This window comes from Microbacterium sp. NPDC058269, assembly GCF_042881445.1.
Lineage (GTDB): Bacteria > Actinomycetota > Actinomycetes > Actinomycetales > Microbacteriaceae > Microbacterium.
Window position 1 is genome coordinate 1,065,112 of sequence record NZ_JBHVXT010000001.1, and the last position, 14,025, is coordinate 1,079,136.

General features: G+C 68.7%; 15 protein-coding genes. 8 read left to right on the top strand and 7 right to left on the bottom strand.

Features of this window, described 5'->3' with window-relative positions; genetic code table 11:
* Positions 1-77: 77 nt before the first annotated feature.
* Positions 78-986: an Lrp/AsnC family transcriptional regulator gene (locus ACFVWL_RS05275; RefSeq protein WP_387179442.1), complete on the top strand. Its 909-nt coding sequence runs from the start codon at positions 78-80 to the stop codon at positions 984-986.
* A 3-nt stretch (positions 987-989) separates the two neighbouring features.
* Here the strand turns inward: ACFVWL_RS05275 and ACFVWL_RS05280 are convergent, their stop codons facing one another.
* Genes ACFVWL_RS05280 through ACFVWL_RS05295 form a run of 4 tightly spaced genes read right to left on the bottom strand, consistent with a single transcriptional unit; the run spans position 990 to position 5,217 of the window.
* Positions 990-1,973 (bottom strand): serine hydrolase domain-containing protein, encoded by a 984-nt coding sequence (locus tag ACFVWL_RS05280; RefSeq protein WP_387179445.1) that lies wholly within the window; start codon positions 1,971-1,973, stop codon positions 990-992.
* 13 nt (positions 1,974-1,986) lie between these two features.
* On the bottom strand, positions 1,987-2,904 hold the full coding sequence (locus ACFVWL_RS05285) for a carbohydrate ABC transporter permease (protein ID WP_017829671.1): 918 nt from the start codon (positions 2,902-2,904) through the stop codon (positions 1,987-1,989).
* Positions 2,904-3,878, bottom strand: coding sequence for a carbohydrate ABC transporter permease (locus tag ACFVWL_RS05290; protein ID WP_055866355.1), 975 nt, complete (start codon positions 3,876-3,878; stop codon positions 2,904-2,906). The genes ACFVWL_RS05285 and ACFVWL_RS05290 overlap by 1 nt, the downstream gene beginning before the upstream one ends.
* A 55-nt stretch (positions 3,879-3,933) precedes the next feature.
* Positions 3,934-5,217 (bottom strand): ABC transporter substrate-binding protein, encoded by a 1,284-nt coding sequence (locus ACFVWL_RS05295; RefSeq protein WP_055866357.1) that lies wholly within the window; start codon positions 5,215-5,217, stop codon positions 3,934-3,936.
* A gap of 236 nt (positions 5,218-5,453) precedes the next feature.
* On the opposite strand from ACFVWL_RS05295, the gene ACFVWL_RS05300 reads away from it, so the two are divergent.
* The 4 genes from ACFVWL_RS05300 (at position 5,454) to ACFVWL_RS05315 (ending at position 10,028) form a co-directional block, all read left to right on the top strand.
* Positions 5,454-6,320, top strand: a complete 867-nt coding sequence (locus ACFVWL_RS05300; RefSeq protein ID WP_051056561.1) for a MurR/RpiR family transcriptional regulator — start codon at positions 5,454-5,456, stop codon at positions 6,318-6,320.
* Between the two features lie 2 nt (positions 6,321-6,322).
* Complete coding sequence (locus ACFVWL_RS05305) at positions 6,323-7,498, top strand: exo-beta-N-acetylmuramidase NamZ domain-containing protein (RefSeq protein WP_387179449.1); 1,176 nt, start codon at positions 6,323-6,325, stop codon at positions 7,496-7,498.
* An 81-nt stretch (positions 7,499-7,579) separates the two neighbouring features.
* Positions 7,580-8,986 carry an MFS transporter gene (locus ACFVWL_RS05310; RefSeq protein ID WP_387179452.1) on the top strand — a complete coding sequence of 469 codons (1,407 nt, stop codon included), beginning with the start codon at positions 7,580-7,582 and terminating at the stop codon, positions 8,984-8,986.
* Between the two features lie 124 nt (positions 8,987-9,110).
* Positions 9,111-10,028 carry a cation diffusion facilitator family transporter gene (locus ACFVWL_RS05315; RefSeq protein ID WP_387179455.1) on the top strand — a complete coding sequence of 306 codons (918 nt, stop codon included), beginning with the start codon at positions 9,111-9,113 and terminating at the stop codon, positions 10,026-10,028.
* 18 nt (positions 10,029-10,046) lie between these two features.
* Here the strand turns inward: ACFVWL_RS05315 and ACFVWL_RS05320 are convergent, their stop codons facing one another.
* Positions 10,047-10,673: a MarR family winged helix-turn-helix transcriptional regulator gene (locus ACFVWL_RS05320; RefSeq protein WP_387179458.1), complete on the bottom strand. Its 627-nt coding sequence runs from the start codon at positions 10,671-10,673 to the stop codon at positions 10,047-10,049.
* 118 nt (positions 10,674-10,791) lie between these two features.
* Here ACFVWL_RS05320 and ACFVWL_RS05325 point away from each other — a divergent pair, with 118 nt between their 5' ends.
* Positions 10,792-11,535, top strand: a complete 744-nt coding sequence (locus ACFVWL_RS05325; RefSeq protein ID WP_387179461.1) for a hypothetical protein — start codon at positions 10,792-10,794, stop codon at positions 11,533-11,535.
* 60 nt (positions 11,536-11,595) lie between these two features.
* On the opposite strand, the gene ACFVWL_RS05330 is transcribed toward ACFVWL_RS05325, so the two are convergent.
* Positions 11,596-12,240, bottom strand: a complete 645-nt coding sequence (locus ACFVWL_RS05330; RefSeq protein WP_387179464.1) for a TetR/AcrR family transcriptional regulator — start codon at positions 12,238-12,240, stop codon at positions 11,596-11,598.
* A 73-nt stretch (positions 12,241-12,313) separates the two neighbouring features.
* Here ACFVWL_RS05330 and ACFVWL_RS05335 point away from each other — a divergent pair, with 73 nt between their 5' ends.
* Both ACFVWL_RS05335 and ACFVWL_RS05340 read left to right on the top strand, forming a co-directional pair.
* Entirely contained in the window at positions 12,314-13,198 is an 885-nt protein-coding gene (locus ACFVWL_RS05335; RefSeq protein WP_387179466.1) for an alpha/beta fold hydrolase, read from the top strand.
* Positions 13,195-13,536 (top strand): NIPSNAP family protein, encoded by a 342-nt coding sequence (locus ACFVWL_RS05340; protein ID WP_387179469.1) that lies wholly within the window; start codon positions 13,195-13,197, stop codon positions 13,534-13,536. Before ACFVWL_RS05335 ends, ACFVWL_RS05340 begins: the two co-directional genes overlap by 4 nt.
* Before the next feature lie 23 nt (positions 13,537-13,559).
* On the opposite strand, the gene soxR is transcribed toward ACFVWL_RS05340, so the two are convergent.
* On the bottom strand, positions 13,560-14,000 hold the full coding sequence (gene soxR / locus ACFVWL_RS05345) for a redox-sensitive transcriptional activator SoxR (RefSeq protein WP_387179471.1): 441 nt from the start codon (positions 13,998-14,000) through the stop codon (positions 13,560-13,562).
* Positions 14,001-14,025: the final 25 nt, after the last annotated feature.

Consider the following 14,025-nt stretch of genomic DNA (forward strand, 5'->3'; position numbering starts at 1 on the left):
CGCCTTCCCGATGGCCGATCGCCCTCCTACACTGAACATGCGCACGGCGAAGCGTGCGATCGCGGGAAACTGACGAAATGGGCGGAACCATGGATTTCGACGCCGAGCTCATCCGCGCGCTGCAGGAAGACGGTCGCGCCAGCATCCTCTCGCTCTCCCGGCGACTCGGTCAGTCCCGGGCCGCGGTCGCCGCCCGGCTGCGCACGATGCTCGCCGACCGCACCGTGCGGGTCGTGGCCGCCGTCGACCCGGTCTTCCTCGGCCAGCACGTGCTCGCCCACGTGTCGATCCGCACCGACGGCTCCGTCGAGCTCGTGGCCGAGCATCTGCGCGACATGAGCGAGACCGTGCTGGTGTCGGCGGTGGGCGGGGCGCACGACGTGGTCACCGAGGTGCGCGTGGGGTCGATGTCGGAGCTGCACGACCTGCTGGCCCTGATCCGCGCGATCGACGGCGTGCTCGACATCAGCACGATCATCTACTCGACCGTGATCAAGGGCTTCTTCGTCTCGGAGTACCACGGCGGCGTCATGCTCGACACGATCGACGAGGCTCTGATCGAACGCCTCCAGGCCGACGGGCGCGAGAGCTTCCGCGCGTTGGGCGAGGAGGTGCGCCTCTCTCCCTCGGCCGTCGCGACCAGGGTGCAGCGGCTGATCGACGGCGGCGTGATCAAGATCAGCGCGGTCGAGGCGCGTGGCCTCGCGCACCGGCAGCTGTCGATGGGGGTGGGCATGACGCTCGGCGACGACGACGAGGCCGTGATCGACGAGTTGCGACGCGGACGCGGGGTGGACTTCGCCGCGCGCACGCTCGGCCGCTTCGATGCCGTGGCGACGCTCGTCGAACCATCGGCCGGCGCCCTCTATGCGAGCCTCGAGCGCCTGCGCGCACTGCCGGGCGTCACCCGCATCGAGGCCTGGCTGCACCTCGCCGTGCTGAAGGAGGACTACGCGCGCACGCTGCGGCCGCTGCGCACGGACTGAGGTTCAGGACGCGAGCGGTGCGAGGAAGGCGCGACGGACGGCGGCGATGTCGGCGTCTTCACGCGATGGATGCACGCGGTTGACGAGCAGCACACCGAAGCCGCCGGAACCGGTGTGGACGGCGAAGCATGTACCCGTGAATCCGGTATGCCCCACCGCGTCGATGCCGGACATCCACGACTCGTCCCGTACCCGCAACCCGATCGCCTGGCCGTAACCGGCATCGGCACGCACGGTCGGCACGCGGAGTGCGCGCGTGGAGTCCGCCGACAGCACGCGCTCCCGCGGCCCCTGCCCGTCCTCACGGATCATCCGCGCCAATGCGGCGACGTCGTGCACCGACCCGAACAGCCCGGCGTGACCCGCCGGGCGTTCGAGCGCGTGCGCCAGCTCGTCATGCACGTCTCCGCGCACCGGACCGCGGTGCGGCTGATCCTCCGTCGCCACGGCCTCGCGCGGATCGGGCGACGATGTCAGCGACCCCGCGCCGATGGCCGTCGCCACCTCCGCCCACAGCTCGGCGAGGGGTCTCCCCGCGACGCGCTCCAGGTACTCCCCTGCGGCGATGAACCCGACGTCGGAGTAGAGGTGACCACCACCGGGTTCATATCCGAGCGGTCGCTGCAGCACCCGCGCGCGCAACTCATCGCCGCGGATCCCGTCCCGCCACTCGCGTCCCTCGGCCGGCAGCCCTGAGCTGTGCGTGAGGAGGTGGCGGAGGGTGATGCGTCCAGCACCCTCACCCGAACCGGCATCCAGGACCGGCGCGACGGGCGCGTCGAGGTCGACCCTGCCCTGGTCGACGAGCCGTAGCGCGGCGACTGCGGTGAAGACCTTCGTGAGCGACGCGAGATCGAACAGGTGCCGCTCGTTCAGAGGCGTCCGATCGTCGTGGGCCGGGGCGCCGAGGAGCAGCAGCTCGTCGACTCCCCGCCCCGGCGTCGTGCGCAGGGAGGCCCACGCCGACCCCGGCGCCCCGTTCACCACGGCCGCTCTCCCGTCACTTGCTCATGCCGGAGGTGAGTCCGTTGATGATCTGCTTGGTCGCGAGCAGGAACAGCACGATGAGCGGGATCGTCGCGATCGTGAGCCCGGCGAACAGCTGCGGCCAGTCGGTGGAGTACTCGCCGAAGAAGCGGGTGAGTCCGACGGGAAGGGTGTACGAGTCCCGGTCGCGCAGCAGGATCAGCGGGTAGAAGAAGTCGTTCCACACCGGCACGAAACGGAAGACGATCACGGTCGCGAGCGCCGGACGCACGAGCGGCAGCAGGATCTGCACGAAGGTGCGGAACGGACCGGCGCCGTCGATGCGCGCGGCCTCTTCGAGTTCGATCGGCAACGCGCGGAAGAAGACCGTCAGCACGAACGTCGTGAACGGAATGCCGAGGGCTCCGTAGACGAGGATCAGGCTGAACACGTTGCTCGTCATCTTGAGCGAGTCGAGCAGGTAGAACAGCGGCAGGATCGCCAGGTGCACCGGCAGCATGAGCCCGGACAGGAAGACCGCCTCGATGCCACGGAAGAACTTCGCCCGAGCCCTCGCGAACGCGTACGCGGCGAGCACCGAGACGACGGTCGTGACGATGACCGAGCCGACGGTGACGGTAATCGAGTTGAGGAAGTAGGTGTCGAACGACGCGGTGATCCACGCGCTCTGGAAGCTCGTGAACGTCGGCGGGACCGGGAGTCCGAGCGGCTCGGTCGCGATCTGCTGCTGTGTGCGCAACGAGTTGTTGACCATCAGCAGCAGCGGGCCGATGGCGACGAGCGCGTAGCCCCAGAGGAACACGTTCGCGAACAACCGCCCGATGAACGGGGCATCGGCGGTGCGGCTGGAGCGGCGGCGGGGGGCGGAGGAACGACCGGAGACGATCGCTTCGGTGGTGGGCTCCGGACGGGTGTCGAGGGCAGTGCTCATCAGAACAGCTTTCGTTCAGCGCGACGCATCGTCGAGGTGATCACGACCGAGATCACCATGATGAAGATGAACAGGACGGTCGCGAGCGCGGAGGAGACGCCGATCGAGTTCGGGTTCCCCGATTCGAAGGCGGTCCGGTAGAAGAGGAGCATCATGACGTCGGTCGACCCGGCGGGCGCCCCGTTCGAGCCGGCGAGCGCGAACGGAATGGCCATCGCCTCCATGCTGCCGATGAAGGTGAGCACCGTGATGATGCCGATCGTGGGCGTGAGCATGGGCAGCGTGATGTAGCGGAAGCGCTTCGCCGCGGTCGCCCCGTCGAGCGAGGCGGCCTCTTCGATCTCCTCCGGGATCCCGCCGAGGGCGGCGCCGTACAGCAGGATCGGGAAGCCGATCCACTGCCAGGCGCTCACGAGCACGATCACCCAGATCGCGAGCTGCGGGTCGCCGAGCCAGGGAAGCGCGAGGCTCTCGAGGCCTACACCGCGGAGGATCGCGTTCACCGGGCCGAACAGCGGCGAGAGCATGAGCGACCACAGGTAGCCGATGACCATGGGGCTCACCAGGTAGGGCAGCGCGAAGATCGTCTGGAAGAAGCGCTTGGTGCGCTTGCGGCGGTGCAGCAGGGTGGCGATACCGAGGCCGAGCGAGTTCTGGAAGACCAGCGCACCCGCGAACAGCAGCAGGTTGTGCCCGAACGCGTTCCACAGCTCGGAGGCGTAGGGCTCCTTCGTGAGGAGGGTGATGTAGTTCGCGACCCCTGCGAAACCGCCCTGCTTCGTGCCCTGCCAGTCGAAGAACGAATAGCTGAGCGCAGCGAGCATCGGATAGAGGATGAGCACGGCGAACAGCACGGCGGCCGGCAGCACGAACAGGGTGGCCGTCGGGGTGGACAGGGCGATGCCCGCGCGTGTGCGTCGCTTCGTGCCCTCGCGCTTCGCGGGGTCGCGCCGGACGGGGATGGTCAGTGCCATGGTGTGTCTTTCGCTCCGCGAGGGGGCGCCGGATCGACGCCCCCTCGTGTTCGGATCAGGAACCAGGGGTGAACCAGGTGGAGACCCCGGACTGCAGGTCGGCACCGAGCTGCTCCGGCGTCTTGTCGCCGAGGAACATCGCCTGGATGTCCGGGCCCAGGACCGCGGTTCCGGTCGGGTCGCCGTAGCGGAAGTCGACGAGCAGCAGGTACGGCGCCGGGTTGGCGGTGTACTGCTCGTTCATCTCCTGCATGAGCGGGTCGGAGTACTTCACTCCGGGGAGGGCGGAGAACTGGTCCACCTCATCGGCGACGAGCTGACCGAATTCCGAGGTCGTCATCCAGTTCAGCAGCTCTGCCGCCGCCTCCTGGTTCTCGCTGGAGGCGTTGATACCGAAGCTGCCGTCGGCGTAGCCCGGGGTGACCGCATGGTCCAGAGCGCTGCCGGGGGCCGGGGGCACCTCGTACACGCCCCATTCCGTGTCGGGCGCGGAGTTCTGGAACGTCGGCAGATCGAACGATCCACCGGGCCACTGGGCCGCCTGCCCCGAGGTGAACTGCAGCACGGCGTCGGCGACGGCGATCGCGTTGACGTTCTTGTCGAGGTACTTCTGCATGTCCTTGACGATCTGCAGCGACGACACGTACGTCGGGTCGGTGAAGTCGATGTCGCCGGCGAGCACCTTCTCCTCGAACTCGGATCCGCCGTAGTTCGCCGAGCCCATGATGTCGTGGAACATCGGCAGCACCCAGTCCTCGCGGGCACCGAGTGCCATCGGGGTCACGCCCTCTTTCAGCAAGGTCTCCTGCAGGTCGATGAACTCGTCCCAGTCGGTGGGCTCCTCGAGACCCATCTCGTCGAACATGGTCTTGTTGTAGAACATCTGCATCGTCTGGTACGCGAACGGGACGCCATAGGTCTTCCCGTCGTCCTTGCCCTGAGCTGCCCGCAGCACGGTCGGATCGAACTGATCGAGTCCGTCGACGATGTCGTCGATCGGCACGATCTGCTCCGACTGGATCGCCGGCTGGATGCCGCCGTACGCGCGGAGCATGGCGATGTCCGGTCCATCGCTCCCCTCGAGACCGGTCGCCAGGATCTGGTTGTACTCGGTCGGCTGGAAGCCTTCGAACTGGATCGTGACCCCGGGGTGGGACTCTTCGTACTTGTCGAAGACGGCCTCCCACTTGGGCGAGGAGGAAGCCTGCCACGACCAGATCGTGAGCGTGACATCGCTCTCGGCTTCACCGCTGGACGCGGCGGGGGCACAGCCCGCGACAGCGAGCCCAGCGACGAGAATGCCTGCTGTGGATGCGAGGCGGACGGGGCGGTTTCGCATGATGTTCCTCTCGGACGGTGGCAGCTGCCTGGCACGTCGTGGGCTGCCGTTACTTCGGGGGGAACGCCCTTCGAAGTGCCCTCGGTGCTGAGGACACGTCGCGTGACGTCGATGTCATGCGGCATCCCCGTGGTTGGGGAGATGCCGACATGCCCACTTTGGGCAATCTCTTACAGAAATGCAAGCAAATCTGAAAATTTCTTCCGAAGTGGGTTTCGGCCTGACATCATGGGCACGTGCCGAACAGTGTCGTGACAGCCATCCATCAGCGTCTCTCCGAGTTGACCCCGACCGAGCGCCGTATCGCCGAGTACGTCCTCGCCGAGCCCCAGGCCGTCGTGGAGAGCTCCATCACCCGGTTGGCCGAGGAGTGCGAGGTCTCCGTCGCCAGCGTCGCCCGCTTCACCCGCAGCGTCGGCTTCGGCGGCTACCCGGACATGCGATTGGCGCTCGCGACCGAGCTCAGCCGCAGCGCCTCCGACCAGGAGAGGTTCCAGGTTTCTGCGGGCGACGTCAGCCGCTACGACGACGTCGCGACGACCGTGCGCAAGATCGCCTTCGCGGAGGCCGCCGCGATCGAACGCACCGCCCGCCAGATCGATCTCGACGAACTCGAACGCTGCGTCGCCGAGGTCCGAGACGCGCGACGCATCGACATCTACGGTGCCGCCTCCAGCGGACTCGCCGCCCAGGATCTGGAGCAGAAGCTGCACCGCGCAGGACTCGTCGCCCAGGCCCGCACCGACCACCATCTCGCGCTGACGGGCGCCGCGCTGCTCGACGGGCGAGATGTGGCGATCGCCATCTCCCATTCCGGACGCACGCTCGAGATCGTACAGGCGGCGCAGGTCGCGGGGAGAGCCGGGGCGACCACGATCGCCATCACGAACAACCCGAAGTCGCCTCTGGCCAGAGCGTGCGACCTGGTGCTCGTCACCGCGGTGTCGGAATCGACGTTCCGCTCCGGCGCGATGGCGAGCCGCATCGCGCAGCTCGCGATCCTCGACTTCCTCTACACCCGCATCGCGCAGGCCGACTACGACACCATCTCGGCGAACCTGCAGCGCACCCTCGACGCCGTCACCACTCACAGAATCGACTGACCATGCACCTCGGTATCGACCGGCTCCTCCGGCACGACCTGCCCCCGCGCCTGCTGACCACGCTGCGCACCGCGCGGATCGGGATGCTCACCAACGACCTGGCGCTGACGTCGCAGCTCACGCGTGGGCGGGCCGCGCTCGCGGCGGAGGGGTGGTCGCTGAACCTGCTCTTCGGCCCGGAACACGGGATGGACGGACGGGCGAAAGAGGGAGCGCTCATCGACGACGTGCGAGACCGCGTCACGGGCGTTCCCGTGCGCAGCCTGTACGGCCCCTCCGTGCGCCCCTCCGCGGAAGACCTCGCCGACCTCGACGTCGTGCTGGTGGATCTCCCGGATGTCGGCGCACGCTTCTACACCTACATCTGGACCATGAGCCACATGCTCGAAGCCTGCGCGCATGCGGGGGTCGCCGTCATCGTGCTCGACCGCCCCAATCCGCTCGGCGGTCTCCTCGAACAGGCAGAGGGCCCGATGCTCGACGAGGCGGCGCAATCGCTGGTCGGGCGCTGGTCGATGCCGATCCGTCACGGACTCACCATCGGAGAACTCGCTCGGCACTGGGTGCGCACCCGCGGCATCGATGTCGAGCTCGACGTCGTCGAGCTCGACGGCTGGCGACGCGGGGACACCGCGATCGGTCGCGAAGAGCTCCGCTGGATGCCGCCGTCACCGAACCTGCCGAGCGCGGCGACAGCCCTGCTCTACCCCGGGACGTGCCTCGCCGAGGGCGTGAACGTCTCCGAAGGGCGCAGCACCGCGGTGCCGTTCCGTGTGATCGGGGCACCCTTCATCGACGCCGAGGACTATGCGCAGGCGGTGGTCGACCTCGATCTCCCCGGGGTGACCGCCTCCCCCTACGGATTCACCCCCCTCGTGCGCGACCATGCCGGCGCGCAGTGCGAGGGTGTGATCCTGCACGTGACCGATGCCGCGGCCCTGCGGCCGGTGCACACAGGGGTGCGCCTCCTGTCACTCCTGGCCGAGATGTACCCGGAGTCCCTCGCCGAGCGGTCGCTGATCCCGATGCCGGGAGAGTCGAACTGGTCGCCGCTGGAGAAGCTCTTCGGCGTCCGCGGCGCATTCCGCCAGATCGCCGACGGGAGCTGGAACGACCCGGCGACACTCGCGGTACCGGACTGGCCCGCGGCCGTCGAGGCGGATCTGCTCTACGCCTGAGCCTCACTGCGGCTCCGATCTCTGCCCCCTGGCGCGGCGCGCCGTCACCGGGCGTTCACCGGGCACCGCCAGACTTCCCCCATGAGCGAACCCGAACCTCGCCAGGGCGTTCCCGAGCCCGTGGCGACCGCGAACAGCGGCGCCGTGGCCGTCGTCGGCCTCGACCTGCGCGGCGAGACGCCGGCACCGAAGAAGCAGGTGTACTCCTGGGCGCTGTGGGATTGGGCGACGCAGCCCTTCAACACCGTCATCCTGACGTTCATCTTCACGGCGCTGTACTTGACGACCGACGCGTTCCTCCCCGCCGAGGTCGCCGCGCTCGACCCGAAGAGCCAGGCGCACGAGGCGGCCATCGCCGATCTCACCTCGGGCCTGGGCCTCGGTTCCACCATCGCGGCCTTCGCGATCCTGCTCCTCGCCCCGGTGCTCGGTCAGCGGGCGGATGCCGCCGGACGGCAGAAGCTCTGGCTCGGCATCGGCACGGGCGCCCTCATCCTGTGCATGTTCGGGCTCTGGTTCGTCGAACCCACCCCCACGCTCTTCTGGCTCGGCGTCGCGCTGATCTCGGCCGGCTCGGTGTTCGGCGAGATCGCGGCGGTCAACTCGAACGCCATGCTCATCGGCATCGCCAACCCCAAGACCGTGGGTCGCATCTCCGGGCTCGGCTGGGGTTTCGGCTACCTCGGCGGCATCATCGCGCTCGTCATCGTGATCGTCTTCTACATGATGGACTGGTTCGGCCTCCCCTCCGACGGCGGCCTGCCCTTCCGGATCATCGCCGTCGGCTGCGCGGTCTGGGCCATCGTGTTCAGCATCCCGATCTTCCTGAACGTGCCGGAGCCCTCCCTCGGTCGCCCGGAGCGCAAGGTCGGCTTCTTCGCCTCGTACGGCCTGCTGGTCAAGGACGTCATCGGGCTCTACCGCTCCCCCGAGACGCGACCGACGTTCTGGTTCCTGCTCGCGAGTGCCGTGTTCCGCGACGGTCTCGGCGGTGTCTTCGCGTTCGGCGCCGTGATCGGATCGACGGTCTTCCACTTCCAATTCCTCGACATCGTGATCTTCGGCATCGCCGCCAACCTCATCGCGGGGGTCTCCACGATCATCGCCGGGCGCTTCGACGACCGGTTCGGCCCGAAGCGCATCATCCTGCTGTCGCTCGGCTCGATGGTGGTCGCCGGTCTCGGCGTGTTCTTCCTGCGCGACGGCGGCACCATCGTCTTCTGGATCGGCGGCCTCATCCTCTGCGCCTTCGTCGGCCCCGCACAGGCCTCCGCCCGCTCCTTCCTCGCGCGGGTCACCCCGGCCGGACGCGAGGGCGAGATCTTCGGCCTGTACGCCACGACGGGTCGAGCCGCGAGCTGGATGGCCTCGGGCGCCTGGACGCTGCTGATCGTACTGACGGCTCAGACGGCGTTCGGCATCCTGGGCATCGTGATCGTCCTGATCGCGGGCTTCCTGCTCCTGCTGCCGGTGAAGGCCCCGCGCTGACCGGGACTCGCCGTGCACAACTCCGGAGAAACGCGCTGAAACGGCCCCGCCGCAGACGGATCCGCGGCGTGTCGTCGAAGATCTCCGGAGTTGTGCACGCCCGCGGCGGGAGTAGCCTGACCGCGTGACCGTGATCCTCGCCTTCCTCGCCAACATCCTCGTCGCGGTGGCGAAGACCGTCGCCGCGATCATCACCTCGTCGGCGTCGATGGTCGCCGAGGCGGCGCACTCGTGGGCGGACGCCGGAAACGAGGTGTTCCTCCTCATCGCCGACCGTCGCGGGGCGAAGGCGAAGGATGCGCGGCATCCGCTCGGCTACGGTCGCAACGCGTTCGTGTGGTCATTGATCGCCGCGTTCGGGATCTTCACGGCCGGGTCGATCGTGTCGATCATGCACGGCATCCAGGAGCTGTCCGACACCGGTCCGGTCGAGAGCCCGATGGTGGCCTACATCGTGCTGGGGATCTCGTTCGTGCTCGAGGGCGCGTCGTTCACCCAGGCGATGGTGAAGTCCCGCCGCCTCGCGAAGGAGCGCGGTTCGTCGACCTGGGACTTCGTGCTGGAGACCAGCGACACCACGCTGCGTGCCGTGTTCTTCGAGGACTCAGCCGCGCTCATCGGCCTCGTGCTGGCGGGCGGTGCGATCCTCCTGCACCAGATCACCGGCGTCGCCGCCTGGGACGCGATCGGGTCCATCCTGGTCGGTGTGCTGCTCGGCGTGGTGGCGATCATCCTGATCCGGCGGAACATCGCGTTCCTCGTGGGCGCGACAGCGGCACCGGAACTGCGAGCGCGCGTCGGCAATGCGCTGCTCGGGCTGCCCCAGATCGAGCGGGTCACGTATCTGCACATCGAGTACGTGGGACCGAACAGGCTCTTCATCGTCGCCGAGGTCGACCTGGCCGGCGATGCCCGCGAACACGACGTGGCCCGGAGGCTGCGGGAGCTCGAGCAGCGGATCGAGGAGCACGACGCCGTCGAGACCGCGGTGCTGTCGCTGTCGGTCGACGACGAGCCGTCGGTGGAGTTCGCTTCGGCGTGACGTTCGCTGCGGGCGGCCTCAGCGCTGCCAGTTGTCGGCGAGCTTGTTCAGCAGCCGCGCGAGCTCGGCGCGTTCGTCGTCGGTGAACGACGTGAGTGCGCTCGTCAGCATCTCGCGACGCTCACCTCGAACCCCGCGGGCGAGGCGACGCCCCTCGTCGGTCAGCGCGATGCGCGTGCGACGTGCGTCGTCGGGGTCGGCCTCGCGGCGCACGAATCCTCGTTCCACGCCCTGTTGCACGAGCCGTGAGGCTCGCGGCTGGTCGACCCCGATCGCGGCACCGAGGTCGCTCACGCTGAGCGGTGCGGAGGCCGCGGCCAGCGCCTCCAACATCCGCATGCGGGCCGGGCCGGCGAGCCGACCGGACGGGTCGGCCATCCAGGGCGGCATCCCGGGATGACCCCGGTGGTGGTCGAAGTGGTCGTGGGGATCGTCGCCGCCTCGCCCACCGTCACGGTCGCCGTGCGGGCCGCCATGCCAGCCGTGCGGGCCGCCGTGGCCACGACCGCGTCCGTCCGTCCCTCTTCCCCCGGGCCCACGCTCACCCGGGCGCCGGCCGCGCAGACGGGACAACGCCTGGGCGATGGCTTCGGCGGGATCCGGTGCGGCGTCGTTCGGTTCGGCGTCGTTCGGTTCGTTGGTCACAGATCGATTTTACATGCGACTTGACATGGATTGAGCGTTCATGCCACACTACATGTACATGCACTGTGACATACACATGCACACTGACATCAAGTCACCTGACCACGAAGGACTCCCCATGAACACCTCTGAATCACAGAACGGGCCCGCCCAGGGCCCCGAGAACACCTCCCGCCCCTTCGGCTATTGGCTGAAGGCTGCCGACCGCCTGATGGCGGCCGAGTTCGCCGCCGCATTCGACAGCGAGCATGCGAGTCGTCGCGACTGGCGCATCCTCAACATCGTCGACGGCACCGTCGCATCCGACCGCCCGCTGAACGGCCACAAGCTGCACCGACTCGTCGAGCGCGGCTGGGTCTCCCCCGAGGGAGACGGCTGGACGCTCACCGAAGACGGCCGTGCAGCGAAGGAACGCCTCGGCACGATCGTCGACGAGATCCGCGCGAAGGTCAGCGAGGCCGCCTCTCCCGAGGAGATGGCCACCACGCTGGCTTCGCTCGAGAAGATCGCCCGCGCGTTCGGCTGGGACGAGGAGACCCCTCTTCCCCGCGGACGCCGGCACGGCTTCGGCGGACCCCGCCACGGACGCGGTTTCCCGCGCGGATTCGGACGCCCGTTCGGGCGCGGATTCGGCCCCGGACACGGCTTCGGCGCGGACGCGGATGCCGAGCACGGATGCCGCCACGACGAGTCCGGTGCCGGTCGCCGCGGTCGCGGACACGGAAACCCCGGTCACGGCGACCACGGCGACCACGGCGGTCACGGACACCGCGGACACGGTCCGCACCGTGCGGAGCGCATCGCTCAGCACGCGTTCGAGCGCGGTTTCGATGCGGGCTTCACCCGCGGTCGCGACGCCTGACCAGCAGAAGCACCCCGTGAAACGCCTCACCCGACACACCGGGTGGGGCGTTTCGTGTTCTCAGAGCTCAAGCAGAGCGATGGCCGACTCGTCAGCACCCGCGGCACGCAGCCGGGCACGCATCGCCGCGGCGGCGAGCGCATACGGTCGTGCGTCGTCCAACAGCAGCGAGCGCGAGTTGGCCTCTTCGTTCAGGGCGACCAGCTCGAACGCGAGCACCTCGGGGTCGGCGTCGACCTCGCCCGCGTCGACCGCGTGACGCAGCTGAGCTTCGACATAGCCGTACCAGTCGACCAGCGCGGCGCGTACGGCATCGCTCACCGGTCCGGATTTCGAGTCGACGTCGGCGGCGGTCGCCGCGAAGAAGCACCCGCCGGTGAAGACACGGTCCTTCGAGTACGTCAGCGAGTTGCGCAGCAGCGCGGCGAGACGGTGCACCCCGCGGGGGTATGCGCGCGCCGGCTCGACGATCCGGGCCGTGAAGATCTCGCGGGCAGCGGCGACCGTCGCCAGCTGCAGTCCCTCTTTGCTCTGGAAGAGCGTGGCGATGCTGCTCTTGCTCGACCCCGAGGCTTCGGCGAGGCGGCCGATCGTCAGCCCGTCGAGGCCATCGACCGACGCGAGGTCGGTCGCGCTCTGCAGCACGATCCGTCGCGACGCATCGCCGCGGGCTCTCCGCCCGTCCAGGACCGCGCTCTCCGTCATCCCCCTAGTATACGAACGATCGTTCGCCTAGTATACGTATGATCGTTCGTATTGTTCTGGCGAAGGAGCTCTCATGCCGTCCGTTCCCTCGATGCTCGCTCGCAGCATCCATGCCGCCGCCGCGGTCTCACCGACGCTCGCCGGCGACATCGCCTACCGCCTGTTCTTCACGATTACTCCGCGGATGGCGGTGCGCGACGCCGATGCGGCCACCCACGCCGACGCGCGCCGCGGACGACTGACCGTGCGCGGCCTCGACGTCGTCACGTACGAATGGGGCACCGGATCGCGGGCCGTCCTGCTCCTGCACGGATGGCGCGGGCGCGCCTCGCAGTTCGCGCCCCTCGTGCGGGAGCTCGTCTCCGAGGGGTTCCGTGTCATCGCGTTCGACGCCCCGGCCCATGGCGCCTCCTCCGGGCGGGGCACCGACATCCGCGACTGGATCGACGCCGCCGAGCAGCTGCAGACCGACCACGGAGCGTTCGACGCGGTCATCGGACACTCGTTCGGCGCATTGGCTGCGCTGACCGTGGCACGGTCGACCGTTCACACCCGGGCGGTTGCCGCGATCGCCGGGGCCGCCGGTCCCGACGCCTTCCTCACCCAGTTCGCCGACGACCTCCACCTCGACGCCGCGACGACAGCGCGCCTGTCAGAGCGGTTCCGCGGACGGCTGGGTATGGATCAAGCCGCGGTGTCGGCCCGATACGACGCCGCCCGTCACCCGCTCCCCGCCGACACCGCACTCCTCGTCGTGCATGACCGCGCCGACCGGCGCATGCCCGACCACGACGCCCTCCGCCTGCACGACGCCCATGGCGACCGCTCGCGCCTCGTCCGCACCGAGGGACTCGGTCACACGCGGGTGCTGTCGGCGGATGCCACGCTCGATGCGGTCGTCGCCTTTGTCACGGATTCGGAGGTGATGTCGCCGACGACGAGTAATCTGGCGCCGTGATCACCTGCGTCGTGACGTACACCATCGATCCGGAGAAGATCGATGCCTTCGAAGAGTTCGCGCGCGCCTGGATGCGGCTCGTCGACCGTCATGGCGGCACCCATCACGGCTACTTCCTCCCGTCCGAGGGCGCGAGCGACCAGGCCCTGGCCCTGTTCACCTTCCCGTCGCTCGCCGAGTACGAGGTGTATCGGGCGAGGTTCGGCGTCGATCCGGAGTTCATCGAGGCCGACCGCATCCGCGACGACAGCGGATGCGTGCGGCGATACGAGCGCACCTTCATGCGACCGCTGCTGCCGACGGACCTCGTCCCGGAAGCCACCCGAACCGAGGGCTGACCGCATGGACCGGGTCGGCGTCGTCAGATGCGGCGCGGCCCCGGCCCGTCGATGCTGAGCGCGTCTTCGGGGTTGAGCAGACGGCACGCCTTGAGCGACAGGCAGCCGCATCCGATGCATCCGGTCAGCTCGCGCCGCAGGTGTTCGAGCTGTGTGCGCCGGAGGTCGAGCTGCGCGCGCCACAGCTTCGCCACCCGCTGCCAGTCCCGTTGCGAGGGAGGCTCATCCACCGGGAGGCTCTGGAAGACCTCGTGCACATCGGTGAGAGGGATGCCGAGCCGCTTGGCGACGACGATCAGTGAGATCCGCCGCAGCATGTGCCGACGGTAGCGACGCTGGTTTCCGGTGGTCCGGGTCGACGCGATGAGGCCGAGCTGCTCGTAGAAGTGCAACGCCGTCGCGGGGACCCCGGAGCGCCGGACGACTTCGCCGATCGCCAGCAGGTCATCGGGTTCCAAAGACATCGTCGCCTCCTCTTGACCTCGAGTT

What these genes read in the sequence shown, in the direction of transcription:
- ACFVWL_RS05275 (WP_387179442.1), top strand. Translation starts at nt 78, where the DNA reads ATGGGCGGAACCATGGATTTCGACGCCGAGCTCATCCGCGCGCTGCAG.
- ACFVWL_RS05285 (WP_017829671.1), bottom strand. Translation starts at nt 2,904, where the DNA reads ATGAGCACTGCCCTCGACACCCGTCCGGAGCCCACCACCGAAGCGATC.
- ACFVWL_RS05290 (WP_055866355.1), bottom strand. Translation starts at nt 3,878, where the DNA reads ATGGCACTGACCATCCCCGTCCGGCGCGACCCCGCGAAGCGCGAGGGC.
- ACFVWL_RS05295 (WP_055866357.1), bottom strand. Translation starts at nt 5,217, where the DNA reads ATGCGAAACCGCCCCGTCCGCCTCGCATCCACAGCAGGCATTCTCGTC.
- ACFVWL_RS05305 (WP_387179449.1), top strand. Translation starts at nt 6,323, where the DNA reads ATGCACCTCGGTATCGACCGGCTCCTCCGGCACGACCTGCCCCCGCGC.
- ACFVWL_RS05310 (WP_387179452.1), top strand. Translation starts at nt 7,580, where the DNA reads ATGAGCGAACCCGAACCTCGCCAGGGCGTTCCCGAGCCCGTGGCGACC.
- ACFVWL_RS05325 (WP_387179461.1), top strand. Translation starts at nt 10,792, where the DNA reads ATGAACACCTCTGAATCACAGAACGGGCCCGCCCAGGGCCCCGAGAAC.
- ACFVWL_RS05330 (WP_387179464.1), bottom strand. Translation starts at nt 12,240, where the DNA reads ATGACGGAGAGCGCGGTCCTGGACGGGCGGAGAGCCCGCGGCGATGCG.
- ACFVWL_RS05335 (WP_387179466.1), top strand. Translation starts at nt 12,314, where the DNA reads ATGCCGTCCGTTCCCTCGATGCTCGCTCGCAGCATCCATGCCGCCGCC.
- soxR (WP_387179471.1), bottom strand. Translation starts at nt 14,000, where the DNA reads ATGTCTTTGGAACCCGATGACCTGCTGGCGATCGGCGAAGTCGTCCGG.